The following is a 19372-nucleotide window of genomic DNA, read 5'->3' on the forward strand; positions in this document are numbered from 1 at the left end:
GATGTCTTTTACGAATTTTTCGGAACTTTTCTTTTTAGGTGTTTCCATAATTAAATGTAATTCTTTTTTTGAAAACACTCCTTAACTTTTATACTATATAATGTCTACTTTTTGCTGACGATTTACAGGTAAGGATTATGAAGTTATACATAAAATATATGGTAAGCCTGCGCTGCAAAATGGTAGTTCATCAAGAACTTGAAAAACTGAATATTAGAAATGCCGTAGTAGATTTAGGACTTGTAGAAATATTAGATGATATTACTATTGAGCAGCGACAGTTGTTAAAAGAAAATCTCCTTAAAACCGGACTTGAATTGTTGGATGACAAAAAAAGTATTCTGATTGAAAAAATAAAAAATGCGGTTACAGAAATGATTCATTATTCCGAATCACTTCCAAAAGAAAATTTCTCGGTTTATCTCAGTGAAAAGCTTAGGTATGATTATACCTATCTTGCCAATACATTTTCAGAAGTAAAGGGAATGACTTTGCAGCAATTTATAATCATCAATAAAGTAGAAAAGGTAAAGGAGCTTCTTTTGTATGATGAACTTAATCTTACCGAAATTTCTTATAAACTCAACTACAGCAGTGTTGCGCATCTTTCCAATCAATTTAAAAAAATAACAGGACTTTCTCCTTCCTTTTATAAACAGCTTAAACAAAAGCGGTTAAAAAATTTAGAAGACCTTTAAAAAGTGTGATTTATGTAAATCTATTCTAGAAGAATGTAGGATTTTCATCTAATTAAAGAAGCATCTTTGAATAGAAGTAAACTATAGGTACAAAACCGTGAAAAAGTTATTATAATCTTTAATAACAATCAGTTTTCATTAAGAATCTTATCAAAATTGGAAAAATAGTACATATGTTTTAAAGGTTTTGATAGAAAAAGGAGCAGGAGCTTTTAAGTTTCTGTTCTTTTTAGTTAAATAATATAATCTTCATAATCAATTCCAATGAAAACAATTACGCTATATAAATTTAAGGATTCTGTTTCACAAATGATGCCTCTCCTTAAAGCAAAAAGTCATCTTAATTCACTTAATGATCTGATGGCAATTAATCTTCTTGATACAGAAATAATAACGGAATATACAATTAATATTCCTGACGATTTTAATTTTGAATACTGTAGCAATGAAGAATTGTTGGAATTATGCAAGACTTCTAAAAGTTTTATTGATCATCATTTTGTAACAACTTTGAACGACTATGATGTTATCTGATTTTACCAACCACAGTTTTCAAGCGTCAGATAATTAAAATAGATGAAAAAAAGATTTATCTTTTAGAATGGACAATAATTATTTCCATATTGGCTGCATTATCCTAATGGGACAATTATCTTCTTTAATGTTTATTTTCATTCTTCTGTGAGCTGTTTTAGTTGCGATTTATTATTCGAAAATTATTTCTTAGGAGGCAGATGAGGCTTATGTAACTTTACTCTTTGCTTTTGTGATAACTGTATTAGAAGTTTTTTTAATTATGGTTTTAATATACTTTAATGTATCAAGAGAATTTTATTTATTTTTAAATGGTATCATTTACTAAAAATTATTTTTATGTTGTTTTGAGCCTAGATTCACTAAAATAATAAAAAATGCTGATTTGGCTTATTCTGGAATCAAAACCAAAAAAAAGGCTCCAATTTAATCTAAATTGAGCCATTTGGGCTTTTGTGACCTCGACAGGACTCGAAACCTTTATTAACTGATATAGATAATATTTTGAAGGTATTAGATAGTATTTAAGTTATGATTTTATATACCAAATGGTAATAATGTATTTTGGATTTATCTCCTAAATAAGACTAGTACAGTTACCTAAAAAAATAAATATTACTTAAATGAACTACGGGAAAATTAATATAAGCATATCAGAAAATGGTTTCCAAGGATTACGATTATTTATTAGACGATATAAAGAAGATTCCAGTAGAAAAAGCTTTAAAAATATTATATGATAATGGAATAATAGTAAATGAGGAAGAATTAAATGAAATACTAGAATTCTTATACTTATTGGTCCGAATTACACTGAAAGAATTTTTAACGTAATTTTTCTTTTACATTTTCTCCCTTTTGATGGAGTTTTGAGGATTGTTTGAATCCTGTCTTGTCAACAAAAAAAACAGCATTATTTTAAAATGAATAGTGCTGTTTTTTTTTATGTAAAATATTATAAATCAATATATTGGGTGGATGGTAGCCAAAAAGGCTTTATTGTTGAAAATTATAACATCAAACCATTTTTGGAAGTTTGTATGTTACAGTAAAACAGATAGTTATACATTGAAAAAACCGACAAAGAAGCAAAAAATCTTCTAATGTCGGTTTTGTGAGCTACACAGGACTCTTTCCAAACCATTTATTAGAAGATATTGACAATATTTTAAAAGTCCTAAATACTATTTAATAACTTGATTCACATAAAAAAACTGTTAACATTTTCAGGTAATTTGTGAATGAATTGCAATCATCATCAGTTTATCAAATCTTTAAAAATAAAAACTCGAGCAAACAATTTCACTCGAGTTTTTTTTTTGCCTTTAAAATCAGGCTACTTTTTCCCGAGCCTTGGTTTCCGATAAAGAGTGAGACTTTTTTAATCTCAATCCATCCATCGTTCTCCTAAAATCCTTCCTTTATCGGACCGAAATTTTTTATTTTGATTTTATGCATTATTCCTTCTAAAGTAAAGCGAATTCACGATTTTACTTTTAATCTTGCTAACTGATACTTTTATTAAAAGCTATAGTAAGGCAGGTTATTTTACTACATATCAGTTCTCGAATATTGTAATGTTCTATGGTTAACCGCAATCACTATTGAAGTGAAGAGGCTATCTTTGGTATTTTAATTATTACATTTATTAATACTTTTTGATTTAGAAATGTTCTTTAAGATCTTTAATGAAGTGAAGTTTTGTCTAATATCTATAAAATATTTATTTTAGTAAAAATTAACAACCATATTTAATCTATGACCGACTCTGCCTCTGGTTCTATATCCGGTTTTCTCTTTCAGTTTGAAAAGGCTTTGGTACTTTTAGCCACTCTAGATAATACTAGCGATGTTGTATCCATTGAACAAGTTGATGATGTTGCCATTCAGAACGACGAAGATCTTGTTCTAGTAACTGTACAATCTAAACATAGTATTGCACCTAATGGAACTACGTTTGAAGATACTAGTAAATCACTATGGAGAACTTTACAAATATGGATAGAAAAGCTTGATAGCGGTATTTTTAATAATTCGACAAAGTTTGTATGTTCTACAAATAAAAGAATTCCAGATGATTATTTGCTGAGAAAAATTTTAACAAAACCTTTCGATGAGGTTCTAAAAGATATTAAACAGCTTCTGAAGAATCAGAAAGGCAAACTTAAAACGTTACAGTCTACCAATGCCGAAGCAGGTAAATCCATTAAACCAATCATTAAGCTCATTGAGTTTGTACTTTCTAAGGAAGAAATTTTTCGAATTGTAAAGGAAAATCTTGAAATAGAAGATGAAGAGTCCTTAAAGGATAGATTTTTTATAGCAACTCATATGACAACAGATAACTTTACTCAAACAAGAAAAGATTTTGTATATGACTCCATGTATGGATGGCTAGTCAACGGAAGTAAATCAAAATGGCTGCAGGGAACTAAAATTGGTGCGACTTTTTCCAAAATGGACTTTGATGCCAAATTATCAATTGTAAATGCAAATCCGGCCATTGTAAATTCAGTTTTTAGAAAAAAAGATGATTTGGGAACTATAGATGCGAAACGTCTTTCAGAAGTTAAGAAAGAACTATTTGTGACACAAATCTCCGACATCAATCGTAAGCAATCTGCAAAGGAACGGCTCATTGAAAATGCTGTGTTAGATTTTATATATCATGATATTGAAATGGCACACATCGTGAGAGGAGGTAACTTTACAGAACCAGATTTCAGAGAGTTTCAAAAATCTTGTATGGATAGATGGCAGAGCTATGTAGATACTGTTGTTATTAAGGAATTGGAGGAGTATGATGATAATGAGAAAAATGAAATGGCGATAAAGATTTTTGATAATATAATGAACAATATGGTGATCAATTTTCAAGATGGTTTTTCATTTAATTCATCAAATAGCTATATCCGCAACGGTACATTCTTAAAACTATCGAACATACCTGAAATAGGTTGGCATCCAGACTGGGAATCTAAATATAAAAAATCATGAGCAGCAATCAAATAGCTGGGCAGGGATATAATCTTTTTGAGTTAATGCAAAATGACGCATTAAGTGTAATTGCTTTACATAGCTTTACTTTGGGGTATCATACGATAGCTAAAAATAGAAAAAGTGAAATGACCTTCCCTAGGCTTGAATATATTTTTTTTGTACTTCCTATAGTTTATAATTATTCGGCCATGCTTAGTTTTTTAAACTCGAATGAATTGTATACTGCCTTAATGAAGGAGCACTCGATACTTCTTGGTCTGCAGGAAAGAGCTGAGAAGATGTCTGTACAAACTTTTGATGCACTTAATTTGGCCTTTAGTAAAAAGATTTTGAGTATTAATAAGGAGAATGGATTAATAATTTTGCTTAGACCTTATACAGCCAAAAAATTAGTCCTTGCAATGTCATCAAATACTTCTTATGATAGTGTTAAGCAAATTCAGGATAGTGCTTATAAATTAGGCTGTATTTTCGCAAAAAAACACGACAATAATATACAAAACGATCTAAATATTAGGTTCTAATGAAATTAAAAATAAAAAATATACTACTATATCCACTTGACGAAACCCTTAACCCCAGAATTATTAAGTTTGATGAATCCAAAGTAAATGTTATTACTGGTTATAGTCAAAGAGGGAAATCGGCAATTATCTCTATTATTGACTATTGTCTTGGTAGTAGTGAATGTGATATACCGGTTGGAACAATTAGAGAAAAGGTAGATAAGTTTGCTATTTATATATCCATCGGGGACCAATCACTTTTTTTAGCAAGAGATTGTCCTGGAAATGATAACAAAGTTTCTGATGTTATGTACATGTATGATGTACAAGGAAAAGGTGATAATCCTTCATTGAACACAAATGAATGGATCAAAGAAGCTGGTAGATATAAAACCAATAGAGATAAGGTTAAAAATTATCTCAGTGTCAAAGCAGGATTTGAGAACATTTCCATCAATAATGAAAATCAAAAAGATGATGCTCCAGCAAGTTTTCGAGATACGGCGGCATTTATGTTCCAGCCACAGAACATTATTGCTAATCCTACCACAATATTTTATAAAACTGATACATTTGAGCACTTACGTCGTTTGAAGACACTTTTTCCATTAGTTTTAGGATATAAATCATATGAAATTTTAAATTTAGAGAGTGAAATCAATATACTAGAGCGGGAAGAAAAAGAAAAAGCAAGGAAATTAGAGGATCTGCGTTTACAATATGAAAATTGGCAGTCAGACATTTATGAGTACTATTCCAAAGCGATTAATTTAGGATTGACAAATGCCGATATTAGTATAGAAAGTGCAAGTGTAAACCTGATAAAAAATGAACTAAAAAAAATTGTTTCAGATGTAAAAAACAATAGATTCTTTAAAGAGGGCTCAGCTGTAAGGTATTCGGAAAAGTTGGAAGAGCTAGATATTGATCGTATTCGATTCACTAGGGAGCTTGATGAACTTAGGGTTGGATTGCAAAAAATACAACAATTTGACCGTTCTAAGGCTGAATATGTTGAAAATGTTGCTGTTGAAATTGATAAGAGACTTAAGCCAGTAGATTGGTTCCTAAAGCAAAAGGGTACTAATATATGTCCATTTTGTGACTCAGTATCTGAAAAAGCAATCAATACGCTTCTTAGTCTTCAAAATGAAAGTCAAAAAAACAAGAAAGTTTTAGAAGCTTCAAGATCTGAAAGTTTTAGTTTTGAAAAAGAGAAAGGAGATTATAAGGAAAAGATCAGGTGTAAAGAACGAGAAATTATCAAAATTGATAACAACATTCAAATTCTTAGAGATGAGGATCGTAAAAATTATAAAAAACTTCAGGATATTTTTGAATTCAGTGGTAAAATTGAACATGTACTTGAAAATCTAGATAAAATTTCACCTTCTGCACAGTTGGTTATTGAACTTGAAAAAATTGCAGAAGAATTAGCTGGCAAGAGAAAAAAATTAAGGGGACTAAAAGAAAAATTTGACAAGGAGCATTGTTTAAAAAAGGTATCAGATGCAATTGCAAATTATGTTAAAATTCTTCCGATAGAAAATAAAGAACAACGACGTGTATTATTAGATCCGGATGTTAGCGTAGGCATACGTATTGAAGATACGAGAACAAAAAATATAAACTTTTTATATAAATTAGGCAGCGGTGCTAACCATATGTGTTTTCACTTGGCTACAATGCTTGGCTTACATGAGTACTTTTTGAATCTTCCAAGCTCCGGTAAAAAAAATTATATACCATCATTACTTGTCCTTGATCAACCCAGTCAAGTTTATTTTCCAGAGGATTTTAAAGATTTGCAAAAAGATAATCTTGAAAAAGATAAAAAGAAAAAAATATCAGAAGATATTCAAAATACAACACTCATATTTAAAGCATGTAGCGAATTCATGAAAAATAATAATTTTCAAACGCAGATAATTATTCTTGAACACGCTTCAGAGTCTACGTGGGGGGATGATTCTAATATACATTTAGTTGAGGAATGGAGAGGATCTTTTGATCAGCCAAAGACTTATAACGCACTTATTCCAAGAACGTGGTTTGATTAGGTAAAAGCACAAAACATACATTATAAAAATTAATAATTAATTTCTTGGGAATAACTTTAATGATAAGACAGTAATTTAATCACAATTCTTCAAGCTGCGGCTCGTTTATCGGAAAAACTAACAAAAAAAGCAATAAATTAACTTATGGGAATTTTAGAAATACCTAACGAAGGTCAGGTTGGCGAACTGAAGATGAAAATGTTTCGAGGAACTAAATCGGAACAAAACCATTTAGAATATACATCTGATCCTGGGAATTTGAGAGGGAAAGAAACTGATTCACATGATAATTTAACATACATCAATTTAATAAAATTTGTTATTCAATTCAATAAAGGACGTTCAAAAGCGTCCTTTATTTGTTTGTGAATGTTAAAATGCTTTTCTATAAAGTCTCTGTTACTTTTTTCATGGCTTTAGGAGCCGTAAATCCATGAAATAAAATCGATAAAAGAATAACGAAAGAAACAGTTGACCATAACTCGTTTTGATTTGGAAAATTGAACTCTTTTATAGCAAAAGCAAGGTAAAATATTGAGCCCAACCCCTTAATTCCAAAAAAGCTTATGGCTCTTTTTTCTCTTATAGAATATTTTTCGCGAAAAATTACTATATAGCTGAATAATGGTCTTGCAACAAAAATAAATAGAAAAGAAAACAGAATTGTTTCCCAACTTAAATAATTGAGTATGCCTCTTACAATCATACCCCCAAAAATAATTAATAAAGAAGCGAGAAGAAATCTTTCTGTCTGATCCGTAAATGCATGTAGTTTTTTATGATACTCATGGTCTTTTTCGTAATGTCTTAAAGTTATTGCAAATATGAAAACGGCTATAAACCCATATCCATGAGCAAATTCTGTTATTCCATACACAGATAACGTTGCTGTTAATGCCAAAAGACCATCATTTGTATTCAGTGATTTAAATTTTTTCGACATTGTAAATAGTAAATATCCAACAGCTTTCCCTAATAAATAGCTTATAACGACTGCCACAATAATTTTGTAAATAACATCATACGAAAACCATTCTACGATATTAAGTTCAGTCATTGATCCACTTTTAGCTATTATAATAGCAAGCCAAACGAATGGGAATGCCATACCGTCGTTTAATCCTGCTTCGGCAGTTAAGATAAATTTAGTTTTGGATTTCTCTGAATCGTTGGGAGGTCCTACCTGCACGTCAGAAGCAAGTACAGGATCAGTTGGCGAAAGTGCTGCAGCGAGTAAAAAAGCGGAGGCCAATGTTAAATTAAGCAGATAATATCCTGCCAAGAAACTAAAAGCTATCAAAAGAATCATGGTTATGCTGACTAACTTCAGAGGAGTGCGCCAAGTTTTAAAAGCGAAAGGCTGGTCGAGTTTTATCCCTGCCGACATCAGAGAAATTATAACAATTAATTCGCTTAAATGAACTGTAAGATCAATATGATGTTTAGGAAGAGGATCAGGTAGTTTTTCAGGAAAAATGCTATACAAAATCATTCCTGCGAATAAATAGAATATCGAATAAGATATTCCGGTCTTTTCTGAAATTTGTGGCATCCAAGTGACAGTAAAACCAGCGATTCCTATAATTGTTAAGATAACCAAGTAATTTTCCATAAAATAAAAAATGAGTATTGACTTACCAAACAAAAATTATCCCATGATTTTTATAATGATTTAACTGTAAGAGAATTTTTTTTGACATTTTTTTCTGCAAAAAGATTTCGTAGCTATAGTTGAAATTTAATTGTATGTTATAAAATGACATGCTAAAATGAAGGAATAAAAAATTTTACTTTCGATAATTTTTAGTTTTTTTTCCACCTGCATTTTTTTAAAGTCCGAATTACTGTTTCTGTTCTTAATCCTGTAACGCAGGAAATCTGATGTTTGGTGTATGGAATCTTAAAAGAAAATTGATCTATATTTCCAAAATATTGTTTAAGATGATCAAAGAGTTTTGTTAATCTTACCGCTGGATTTGATGTAATGAGAAATGAAGAAATTAGGTATCGGAAATGAAGTCTCTCTGCAGTGTATTGGTTAATCTTCAAAATTAGAGTAGGATTAATAACTAAATATTGAAGTAAAGAATTTTTCTCTAATATTAAAATTTCAGCGTGTTCCAATGACACCGCATCCATTGCATAAGCCAAATCAGTAAAAAGATAACTTTCTCCAAAACAATGACCTTCAAATGGAAAGCCATGTACTAGCTCTTTACCATCCTCCCCAGTATTACATAGTTTTACCGTTCCTTTTTTTATTTGAAAATAATACTTGCAGAACGAATTGTTAGAAAAAATGATGTTGCCAGGAGCGTAGTGCTTTAGCTCAGCACCTAAAGAAATAAGAATTTGTTCATCTATGACTATTATCACTTTTATTAAAGTAAAGATAAAAAAATAATCCGCTTCTAAATGAAGAGGATTATTTGAATGGAAATTTGAGTTGTGATGAAAAAATGTAATCTGTGAAAAACAAATCTTGTGCCTATAATAGAAAAAAACTAAATTAAAAACGGTTCAATAAAGACGATACATCATCGATTTATTTATTGTAGAATTGACTAAATGTAAATGGAAACAATTGTAATCATTATATACAAAATAAAATAATCTGCCATTTTTGCAATTGACAGATTATTTAGAAGAATTTAATATGAAAAAAATCATTTTTAAAGTTTCAAACTTTGTGCCAGTAGGTTGTATTAAATTTTTGATTTTTCAGAGTGAAATAATCTTGAGCGTTTGGAAAAAACTACTTTTTTAAAAGCTCAATATTATTTTGATTCAGTCTTTTTTGAAGCCAGCTTTTTAATTGTTCCTGATTAATATCTTCTCCATCGAACAGCACCAAAAATCGTAGATTTGCACTGTCCGTTTGCGGATATTGCTCAATTTTACCGTAGGAAATGTCTTTAATATTTGGGTATAAAATTTTTATTTCCTGCACTAGAGTAGAATCTGATATTTTGTAAGAGTCTAGCTCTTCTCTTAATTTTGAAATAGCGATGTCTTTCTCAGATATGTTATTATTTGTTTTGTTGATTTCGCTTAAAATCTCAGATTTTAAATCCGTTGAGTTCTGTTTAATGTTTAAAACAGTGTTGGTAAGTCCGTTTTCAGCTAAAAGTTTATTGTAAACTTCAACTTCCTGATCACTAAATTTTTTATTTATGAATGCAACATCTATAGTTTTTGGTGATGAATTGTAATTAATCTTCTTATAAATTACTGTGTAGCCATGGTTGTCAAACTCTCTCTGGATAAATTGTTCTGCCGTCTTGGTAAATTTCTTCTCGTTGTAAAGATTATATGCGAGATAAAAACTAGGAACAATCATAATAAATATTAAAGTAGTAATTCCGTAGCGAATTCTTTTCTGATATTTACTGTCGACAAGTGCAGAAGGATATTTTAAGTATTTAACAACAAAGAAAGTAGCGATGCAGATAAAAAAACAATTGATACTATACAGATAAAATGCACCTAAGAAATAAGAGAGATTTAAAGTTGCAATACCATAACCTGCGGTGCATAGTGGAGGCATCAATGCTGTAGCAATAGCAACACCCGGAATCGGATTTCCTTTTTCTACTCTGGTAATCGCAATCACTCCCACAAGACCTCCGAAGAAAGCTATAAGAACGTCGTATATATTAGGAGCCGTTCTGGCTAAAAGTTCAGATTGAACATCCTTAAAAGGACTGATGTAAAAATAAAAGGCAGAAACGCTAAGACTTACAGCAGTGGCAATCAATAAATTTTTAAACGATTTTTTTAATAACGTAAAGTTAAAAGTTCCTAAAGCAAAACCTGCTCCCACAATAGGACCCATAAGTGGAGAAATCAACATCGCACCGATAATTACAGCTGTGGAATTAACATTTAAGCCAATTGATGCAATCATAATGGCACAAGCGAGAATCCAAAGATTTGATCCCCGAAAGGAAATGTTTGAAGTAACATTTTCTAAAACTTTTGATTTGCTTTCTTCTCCATTATGAAGATTGATAAAGTTGAAAAAACTATTCATTGTCACGAATTTTATTTGTGTTTAAAATTAGATATCCTATGATGCCCCCAATAATGGATGCTACGAAAATACCGATTTTGGCTTCAGTCTGATAAAATTCAGATGTAAAAGCTAACGATGAAATAAATAAAGACATTGTAAAACCGATTGATGCTAAAAAACCTAATCCTAAAAGGTTTTTGAAAGTCATACCTTTAGGGACTTCTGCGATTTTAAGTTTAATAATAAGAGTGCTGAAAAGAACAACTCCAAGTACTTTTCCTACAATTAAACCCGCTGCAACTCCAATGGCGACATTATTGTCAAAGAGGGTTGTAAAATCTATGTTTAGCGAAATCCCGGCATTAGCTATAGCAAAAATTGGAATAATTACAAAAGTTACAAAAGGGTGCATAGCATGTTCCAGTCTTTGTAGTGGAGGAGTGGCTGCAATCGTTGCTTCGTGTATTTTTTCAAGCTCGTGTAACTGTTCATTGGTTAAAGTAGGTGTATTCTCTGTAGGGTCTATATTTTTAAACCGCTCCAAATAATTGTATATTTTTGTTATAAAAAGATTTTCCTTAATCTTTACATCTGCAGGAATTGTAAATGCAGCAAGTACAGCAGCTATCGTCGCATGAACCCCTGAAAAAAGAAACATCACCCAAACACCAAAAATTCCAAAAACGGCGTAGAAAAGCACAGACCGAACACCCAGTTTACTTCCTAAAAGCATAATTAGAAGAATGAGCAGTCCTATAAAAAGGTAGGTCATATTAATTTCATTGGTATAGAAAAAAGCGATTACCAATACGGCTCCCAGATCGTCTACAATAGCAAGAGCGGTAAGAAATACTTTTAACGCAAGAGGTATTTTTTTTCCTAAAAGAAAGAGAACACCTAAAGCAAACGCAATATCTGTAGCCATTGGAATTCCCCAACCTCTGCCGGTTTCTGAATTGGGATTAAGAGCAAAATAAATAAGAGCAGGAAGCAGCATTCCACCAATCGCTGCAGCTATAGGTAAAAAAGCTTGTCTAGGATTAGAAAGGTCACCACCAATCATTTCTCTTTTTAGTTCCAGTCCTACAACAAAGAAGAAAACAGACATCAGACCGTCATTAATCCAGTGATGAATGCTTAAATCCAAAAATGATTTGCCGTCAAAGTTTAATCCTATTTTATGAGCTAAAAAATGATGGTAACCTTCCGACAAAGAAGTGTTGCCAAGAATGAGTGCAATCAGTACACTGATGCCCAAAAGTAGTCCGCCGGATTTTTCCTGCTGAATAAATCTCTGCAAAGGATAAACAATCTTGTCAATGGGTTTCTTATTGTAGTTTTCTGTCATAAAAATATCTTTTGTGCAAAAATATGGAAAAGGAAATTCTTTTTACATCAATTCCAGAAATGATGGCTACAATGGTTTCCTTTTTGAAGAATATTTTTTAATATTACCCAAAAAAATATTTTTATGTCGACTAAAAAATTAGGAGAATGGTATGCGACAGCAATCTGCGGAAATGATATTACATCGTCTTGCCTTTATGTATCAGCATTAGCCATTGTGGCATCAGGTCAATATGCATGGATTGCACTTCTTATGGTTGCTGCTGTTCTTTTCTTATTTAGAAAGATATATGGTGAAGTAGTTGGGGCACTCCCTCTGAATGGGGGAGCTTATAATGTTTTACTTAACACGACCTCTAAAAGTAATGCGGCTATTGCCGCTTGTCTCACCATATTGTCATATATGGCGACAGCAGTAATTTCTTCGAGTGAGGCAATGCACTATCTTCATCATATATTTCCGCACTTCAATGTTAATGTTGCAACATTTGTTTTGCTATTAATTTTTTTAGGCTTGACTATCTTAGGAATTTCAGAAAGTGCAGTGGTTGCCTTAATAATTTTCTTATTTCATTTGGCAACAATGGCACTTCTTATTGGCACATGTTTCTATTTTATTTCAGTACATGGTTTAGATATTCTTTACAACAACTTTCATCTGCCCACAAAAAAAGGAAGTGTATTGATGGCGATATTTTTTGGATTTTCAGCTGCTATGTTGGGGATATCAGGATTTGAAAGCTCTTCTAATTTTGTCGAGGAACAGAAAAGAGGCGTGTTTGCCAAAACACTACGAAATATGTGGATTGCGGTCTCAATTCTTAATCCCCTTTTGGCATTTTTGGCCATTTGTATCATCCCTGTTTCAGATGTAGAATCGCAACAGAATTCATTTTTAAGTTATTTAGGAGAGCTCACCGGAGGAAAATGGCTTGCCACTGTTATTTCTATTAATGCCGTTACTGTTTTAAGTGGTGCGGTTCTCACTTCTTTTGTCGGTGTTAATGGACTGATTAAAAGAATGACCTTGGACAGAATTTTACCGAATTATTTTCTGAAAGAGAATAAGAAAGGAAGTACATACAGAATTTTAATCTTATTTTTTATTTTATGCTGTTCTGTGTTATTGGTAACAAAAGGACAATTGGCACCATTAGCTGCAGTATATGCGCTTTCTTTCCTAACCGTAATGGCTTCGTTCGCTTTAGGAAATATATTATTAAAGTTAAGAAGATCGCGCCTTCCAAGACCGGAATATGCAAAACCCGGAGCCGTTTTAATTGCCTTTGTCGCAATCATCATTGCGTTATATGGTAATATTAAATCAAATCCCAAATATTTGCTTACATTTCTTCAGTACTTTATTCCGTCAGCAATCATTATTTTGGGATTAATGCTAAGAAAAGACATCATGCATTTTATCGTTGAGACCTTGGAATCTGTATCAAAGTCTTATCGAAAATATACAATTCAAAGAGAGCGTTCCATTCATAAAAGTTTGAAAAAACTGTATGAGCAGAACTTTGTTTTTTTCTCTAAAGGCGACGATATTTCAACTTTAAATAAGGTGATGATGTACCTGCACGAAAATGAAGTTACCAACAGGATTAAAATAGTGACTGTAGTTGATGAAAAGATTCAGCCTGATGCAAAGTTTCTCGCTGATTTTGATACATTAGACAGAGCTTATCCCGAGGTTGATATGGAATACGTAACTATTGTAGGAGAGTTTACTCCAGATCTTGTCGAGGAATTAAGTAAATCTTGGGGTATTCCTAAGAACTTTATGTTCATCAGCAGCCCTGGGGAAAAATTCAGCTATAGAGTAGATGAGTTAGGTGGTGTGAGGTTAATTTTATAAGTTCGTGAAAGTGATCAAATGCCGTCATTTTTTATCTAAAATTTTTCTGGCCAAGCCACATCCAAAGTTCGAATCGGAAATGGGATACTGATCTTATTTTGATCAAATGATTTTTTAATGGCAATAATCGCCAAATGACCAACTTTTAAAAATTGAAGCTGTTCGGAAGAGTTGCACCAGATACGAATGGTAAAGTTGACAGAACTTTCACCAAATTCCTTGTAGAATAATGTTACATCATCTTCAGAGGAAATCCCCTCAATATTTTTAACTGCATCAATCGCTAATTGAGCGGCTTTTTCTAAATCATCATTATAAGAAACTCCAACTTCTAAATCAAATCTTCTTTTGCCAAGGATAGAATAGTTTTCAATTGGATTTTGAAAAACATCTTTGTTAGGAATGATGACCATCTTTCCCTGAAAAGTAAGAATGACGGTATCACGTAAGTTTATTTCCTCTACTTTGCCCATATAATCTTTGATGGATACAATGTCTCCAACTTTTAAAGGACGTCGGAACGAAATAAAAATACCGGAAATAAAGTTTGCTGCAATATCCTGAAAAGCAAATGCTAAAGCCAAGCCGACAATACCAGCCCCCGCAAGAATAGATGTGACTGCTTTGTCTAATTTTAAAATGCTTAACGCTGTAAAAAAGATTATTCCAATTGAAAAAAGATAAATAAAGGTAGAAAATAATCTTGTGATGGTAATATTTTTGGTAAATTTTGAAATAATTCTTTCAGAAAGTTTACGAAGCCATTTAGAAATATAAAGTCCGATAAGAAAGATGATAACTGCTAAAGCTAGATTGGGGAGAATTTTTATCAATGCCCGGAACCATAGTTCTAGTTTTTCATTTATCAAATGAATTGCTTTGTCTAGATCAATCATAACTTTATGGTAAATTAAATATTCTGATGTCAATTTACAAATTCTATCTCATTTTCAAGATTTATCATAACTAAAATATTAATGGAATGTGATTTTTGTATTTGCTTTAAAAAAATTCATAAAAGCCTTTTAATATTATTTCTGTACCTTTTTAGAAATAAAAAAATCTGTTTTATGACAAAAAATTTAAAACTGAGGACAACTCTGAATGGCGGTATTGTGGTTCCGAGTCTTATTTTTATAGTGGGTATTTGTTTGGTATCAGCAGTTTATCCTGCAGATTCACAAAGGGTTCTTAATATCGTTAAAAATTTTATTTTCGTTAATTTAAATTGGGTATATGTCTGGGCGGTTACTCTATTTGTGATGTTTCTTGTTTTTCTGATGTTCAGTAAATTCGGAAACATCAGGCTTGGCAGAAACGACAGCAAACCGGAATATTCTTTCTTTTCGTGGATTTCCATGCTTTTTGCAGCGGGGATGGGGATTGGGTTGATGTACTTCAGTGTGGCAGAACCGATGCAACATTATTCTAACGAAGTTTTTAATGCTCATTCCTCTGTAGAAAGGGCAAAAAATGCGCAGCTGTTCACTTTCTTTCACTGGGGAATTCATGCATGGGCAATCTATGGTCTTGTAGGGCTTTCTCTCGCTTATTTTGCGTATCGCTACAGATTGCCACTTTCTCTACGAAGCTGTTTTTATCCCTTGCTTAAAGATAAAGTGAAGGGTAGATGGGGAAATGCTGTTGATGTTTTTGCCCTTTGCAGTACTTTTTTCGGAATTACCACTACGCTTGGCTTTGGAGTGGTGCAAATCAATTCAGGACTTGAGATCTTGAATATTTTACCCGAAAGCAGTTTTAAATATCAGATCATTATTGTTCTGGTTTTGGTTTCATGTTCGGTGGTATCGGCAGTAAGTGGGGTAGATAAGGGGGTAAGAATTCTTAGTAATATCAACATTATTACCGTAATTTTACTTCTGTTGTTTGTTCTTTTTTTCGGACCTACCATTTACCTTATCGGAAGCTTCACAGATGGCATCGGCAATTATATTACAAATTTTTTCAGTTTAACATTTAATACCCATGTTTACGATGCCAATACACAACCTTGGTTTTATGACTGGACGATTTTATACTGGGCGTGGTGGATATCCTGGTCTCCGTTTGTAGGTCTCTTTATTGCAAGAATCTCCAAGGGGAGAACCATTAAGGAATTTATTGCCGCAGTACTTCTCATCCCTACACTGTTCAATTTTATATGGATGTCGGTGTTCGGGAACTCTGCTATCTGGTTTGATATGAATGTGGCAGATGGTTTATTAAGCAGTTTATCATCTAATCCCGATGCGCTGATGTTCAGGTTTTTAGAATATATGCCTTTAACGGCGGTGGCCAGTTTTCTTACTATTCTTATCATTATTATTTTTTTTGTGACATCCGCAGATTCCGGTATGCTGGTGATGAATAATATTGCCACGAAAAACGCCAAAGTTTCACCAAAATGGCAAACTGTAGGATGGGGAATTTTACTGGCAGCTCTAGCCTTAATATTGTTGAAAGCAGGCGGTCTATCGGCTTTACAGAACATGACGCTCATTACGGCGCTGCCTTTTTCTGTAATTATGGTGCTTTTTATAGTCAGTTTAATGAAGGCATTGGTGGTGGATCAGAAATATTATGAAAGAGATTTTTCTTCCACCACCGTTCCATGGTCCGGTGCGTACTGGAAAGAAAGACTGCATCAGATTGTCTCTTTTCAGGATCAGAAATCAGTGCGGGAATTTCTGCATACTACCGTTAAAGAAGCATTTGAAGAACTTAAGCAGGAATTTTCGGCTCTCAATATTGAGGTTAAAATTAATGAAGATACAGAGCCTGAGGCTTTTGAAATTGAAATCAGACATGATGTTGTTAATAATTTCATGTATGGCGTAAGATGCGAATCGAAAGTTGTTTCTGGTTACCTTCTTGAAGAAGACAATCTTCCGGATCTGGATGATAAAATGATCTATTTTCCCGCATCTTATTTTGGAGACAGCAGGGAAGGCTATGATGTGCAGCTTTTTACAAAGAATGAATTGATATCAGACGTGCTGAAGCATTACAGCCGTTTCATTGAAATTATTTCTGAAGAGAAAAATGATCTTTTTATCAGCAGTAACGCCAATTATCGATTTAAATAGTCTGGCGTATGCCTTTCAAGAAGGTTTTCTAAAGATATGATGATGCATAATGTTAAAATTTCAACTTTTTGTACCACATACTTTTTTTAAGGTCTGAAACTTGTAACTATGCATATACCAATCATCAATTAATTTTATTATTATGAAAACATCAGAAATGAAAAAGGCGAAACCGTCTGCTGCGGAAGGCCTAAAAGAATTATTCGTAGATGAGTTGAAAGACATCGTTTTTGCCGAGAGAGCACTTTTAAAGGCTTTACCTAAAATGGCAAAAAATGCCAGCGAACCCAAATTGGCGCAGGCTTTACAGGAACACATCACCGTTACGGAAGGTCAGGTCACAAGACTGGAAAAAATCTTTGAAATGCTGGGAGAATCAAGTAGGGGAATTAAATGTGATGCAATGGAAGGGCTTATCAAAGAAGGAGAAAGCATTTTGGAAGAGACAGAGGCCGGACCTGTAAGAGATGCCGGAATTATTTCGGCATGCCAGAAAGTGGAGCACTACGAAATTGCATCGTACGGAACACTGGTAGCTTTCGCAAAAACGCTGGGAGAAGAAGAAATTGCTTCCTTACTGGAAGAAACTCTGCAGGAAGAAAAAGATGCAGATCAGCTTCTTACGGAATCTGCGTACAATTCGATCAATTTTGAAGCTAAAGAAGAGGATTAATAATTATAAAACTTCAAAATTTATTATTTCAAAGAAATCAAATTAGATATAATCACAATCAAACAAAATATTAATTTAAAAATCAAAATTATGAGTCATAGTGCGTGTATTGAGGCGATGAACGACCTCATTAAAATCAACAACGACAGAATCGAAGGGTATGAAAAAGCAATCGATGAATTGCATGACGGCAAAAACAGCGATCTGAAATCTCTGTTCTCACAGATGATCAGCGAAAGCAGAACCTACAAATCTGAACTAGAGAGTAAAGTAATTGAATATGGGGGCTCTACAGATGGCGGAACAACTACGTCTGGTAAAGTGTACCGTGCATGGATGGATGTAAGAGCTGCATTCTCAGGTGGAGACAGAGCTTCGGTATTAAGCAATTGTGAAGCTGGTGAAGATGCGGCGCAGAAGGCTTATAAATCTGCCATTGAGGATGAGGATGTAATGGAAGAAACCAAAATCCTGCTACGCGAGCAGAAGCAGTCGCTCCGAAATTCTCACGATAAAATAAAGGCACTTCGCGACAGTGCGAAAGCGTAAAAATTAATTAATTATAGAGACTGTCTTATTTAGGCAGTCTCTTTTTTCTGTAAAGCTTAATAACCGTAACCTTTGGATGTACTAATTTATGTACAAATTTGCTGAACAGAAATAGATAGAATTGAACCAACATGCTTTATATGATAGTGTGTTCGGTAAAAATTATTTTTGCAAATAGATTAAGTTGGAAAAGCTTATTTGAGTTTTATAAATAATCATTAGAATCAATTTCTTTTGGCAATTATTATTTGCGGCTCGCTTTTTCTAATCATTCTCTAAAAGTGTTTTTAAATTTTTGCCAAGTAGATTATTCCAACCCCATTCAAATCTTTCTCTTTTAAAATGTGGATCATTAGGAAAACTATGTAGTCCTGTATGAGTTACTCTAATTTTAGTTCCTTTTTCCTTAGTAATTAAATCAAATTTAACTTCGGATTCACCTTCTAAAAATGAAATTAGAGAGTAAAAAATTTCTTTTGGTCTTTGCGGAGTTTTAACTAATTCCAAAGCTTCTTTTTCAAATAAAGCGATACAATCAGAGAAAGCACGATATCCGAATTTATTTAAAATAAAAATTCTATGTTGAGTATATAAAGATCTTTTATATTCTGTAATGTCTATCTTATATTCTATTCCACATAATTTTGAAACATAATTTATATCTTCTTCTCTAAACTGGCTTGGTGCAAAAAATTTTTTTTGGGATAAAAAATAACCTTTTTGGAGAATATATCCTACAATCGTAATGTCTTTCCTTAAATTAGGTTCAAGATTGTTGTCAAAATCTAAAGTAAATAATACTTTTTTTTCTTCAAAAGTTAATTCAGCTGGATTATCGAAAATCTCAATATCTTTATTTTTTAAAAGATTTATTCTAGGCATCAGAAATATTTTGTGAAGATAAATATATTATAAATTCCATAATTAGACTATAGTTTAATAGTGAGATATTTTTATGATGTTTTTTAGCAATTTATAAGAGATAAAGGTATACCAAAAGTACCTACCCTAAAATTGGTACAATTTGGTTGATTTTAATAAAA

Annotated in this window: 16 protein-coding genes; 10 read left to right on the plus strand and 6 right to left on the minus strand. The window is 32.4% G+C overall.

Going from position 1 to position 19372, the window contains the following annotated elements:
* The first annotated feature begins 137 nt into the window (after positions 1-137).
* From BA768_RS13910 to BA768_RS13935, 6 genes are all read left to right on the plus strand, one after another.
* Positions 138-698: a helix-turn-helix domain-containing protein gene (locus tag BA768_RS13910; protein ID WP_228388431.1), complete on the plus strand. Its 561-nt coding sequence runs from the start codon at positions 138-140 to the stop codon at positions 696-698.
* A 264-nt stretch (positions 699-962) separates the two neighbouring features.
* A complete protein-coding gene (locus BA768_RS13915; RefSeq protein WP_065721252.1) occupies positions 963-1232 on the plus strand; it encodes a hypothetical protein in 270 nt (89 codons plus the stop codon).
* 1758 nt (positions 1233-2990) lie between these two features.
* The gene (locus tag BA768_RS13920; RefSeq protein WP_065721253.1) at positions 2991-4229 is read left to right on the plus strand and encodes an ABC-three component system protein; all 1239 of its coding nucleotides are present in this window, start codon (positions 2991-2993) and stop codon (positions 4227-4229) included.
* Positions 4226-4756, plus strand: a complete 531-nt coding sequence (locus BA768_RS13925) for a three component ABC system middle component (protein ID WP_065721254.1) — start codon at positions 4226-4228, stop codon at positions 4754-4756. The genes BA768_RS13920 and BA768_RS13925 overlap by 4 nt, the downstream gene beginning before the upstream one ends.
* Entirely contained in the window at positions 4756-6798 is a 2043-nt protein-coding gene (locus tag BA768_RS13930; RefSeq protein ID WP_065721255.1) for a DUF3732 domain-containing protein, read from the plus strand. Before BA768_RS13925 ends, BA768_RS13930 begins: the two co-directional genes overlap by 1 nt.
* A gap of 144 nt (positions 6799-6942) precedes the next feature.
* Positions 6943-7167: a hypothetical protein gene (locus BA768_RS13935; protein ID WP_065721256.1), complete on the plus strand. Its 225-nt coding sequence runs from the start codon at positions 6943-6945 to the stop codon at positions 7165-7167.
* A gap of 16 nt (positions 7168-7183) precedes the next feature.
* Here the strand turns inward: BA768_RS13935 and BA768_RS13940 are convergent, their stop codons facing one another.
* The 4 genes from BA768_RS13940 to nhaA form a co-directional block, all read right to left on the minus strand.
* Positions 7184-8410 carry a cation:proton antiporter gene (locus BA768_RS13940; RefSeq protein ID WP_065721257.1) on the minus strand — a complete coding sequence of 409 codons (1227 nt, stop codon included), beginning with the start codon at positions 8408-8410 and terminating at the stop codon, positions 7184-7186.
* 191 nt (positions 8411-8601) lie between these two features.
* Positions 8602-9174: a Crp/Fnr family transcriptional regulator gene (locus BA768_RS13945; protein ID WP_065721258.1), complete on the minus strand. Its 573-nt coding sequence runs from the start codon at positions 9172-9174 to the stop codon at positions 8602-8604.
* Positions 9175-9553: 379 nt separating this feature from the next.
* On the minus strand, positions 9554-10831 hold the full coding sequence (locus tag BA768_RS13950; RefSeq protein ID WP_065721259.1) for a DUF389 domain-containing protein: 1278 nt from the start codon (positions 10829-10831) through the stop codon (positions 9554-9556).
* Entirely contained in the window at positions 10824-12161 is a 1338-nt protein-coding gene (gene nhaA, locus BA768_RS13955) for a Na+/H+ antiporter NhaA (RefSeq protein WP_065721260.1), read from the minus strand. The genes BA768_RS13950 and nhaA overlap by 8 nt, the downstream gene beginning before the upstream one ends.
* Positions 12162-12284: 123 nt before the next feature.
* Here nhaA and BA768_RS13960 point away from each other — a divergent pair, with 123 nt between their 5' ends.
* The gene (locus BA768_RS13960; RefSeq protein ID WP_065721261.1) at positions 12285-14021 is read left to right on the plus strand and encodes an APC family permease; all 1737 of its coding nucleotides are present in this window, start codon (positions 12285-12287) and stop codon (positions 14019-14021) included.
* Positions 14022-14056: 35 nt separating this feature from the next.
* On the opposite strand, the gene BA768_RS13965 is transcribed toward BA768_RS13960, so the two are convergent.
* Positions 14057-14917, minus strand: a complete 861-nt coding sequence (locus BA768_RS13965; protein ID WP_194304376.1) for a mechanosensitive ion channel family protein — start codon at positions 14915-14917, stop codon at positions 14057-14059.
* 174 nt (positions 14918-15091) lie between these two features.
* Between BA768_RS13965 and BA768_RS13970 the strand changes: the two genes are divergently transcribed.
* From BA768_RS13970 to BA768_RS13980, 3 genes are all read left to right on the plus strand, one after another.
* The gene (locus BA768_RS13970; RefSeq protein WP_065721283.1) at positions 15092-17107 is read left to right on the plus strand and encodes a BCCT family transporter; all 2016 of its coding nucleotides are present in this window, start codon (positions 15092-15094) and stop codon (positions 17105-17107) included.
* Between the two features lie 157 nt (positions 17108-17264).
* Positions 17265-17780, plus strand: coding sequence for a ferritin-like domain-containing protein (locus BA768_RS13975; protein ID WP_308196699.1), 516 nt, complete (start codon positions 17265-17267; stop codon positions 17778-17780).
* Between the two features lie 90 nt (positions 17781-17870).
* Entirely contained in the window at positions 17871-18329 is a 459-nt protein-coding gene (locus BA768_RS13980; protein WP_065721263.1) for a PA2169 family four-helix-bundle protein, read from the plus strand.
* A gap of 264 nt (positions 18330-18593) precedes the next feature.
* Here BA768_RS13980 and BA768_RS13985 read toward each other — a convergent pair whose 3' ends face one another.
* The gene (locus BA768_RS13985; protein WP_065721264.1) at positions 18594-19211 is read right to left on the minus strand and encodes a DUF4158 domain-containing protein; all 618 of its coding nucleotides are present in this window, start codon (positions 19209-19211) and stop codon (positions 18594-18596) included.
* Positions 19212-19372: the final 161 nt, after the last annotated feature.

The sequence above is a fragment of the Chryseobacterium sp. CBo1 genome (genome assembly GCF_001693475.1).
Classification (GTDB): Bacteria; Bacteroidota; Bacteroidia; order Flavobacteriales; family Weeksellaceae; genus Chryseobacterium; species Chryseobacterium formosense.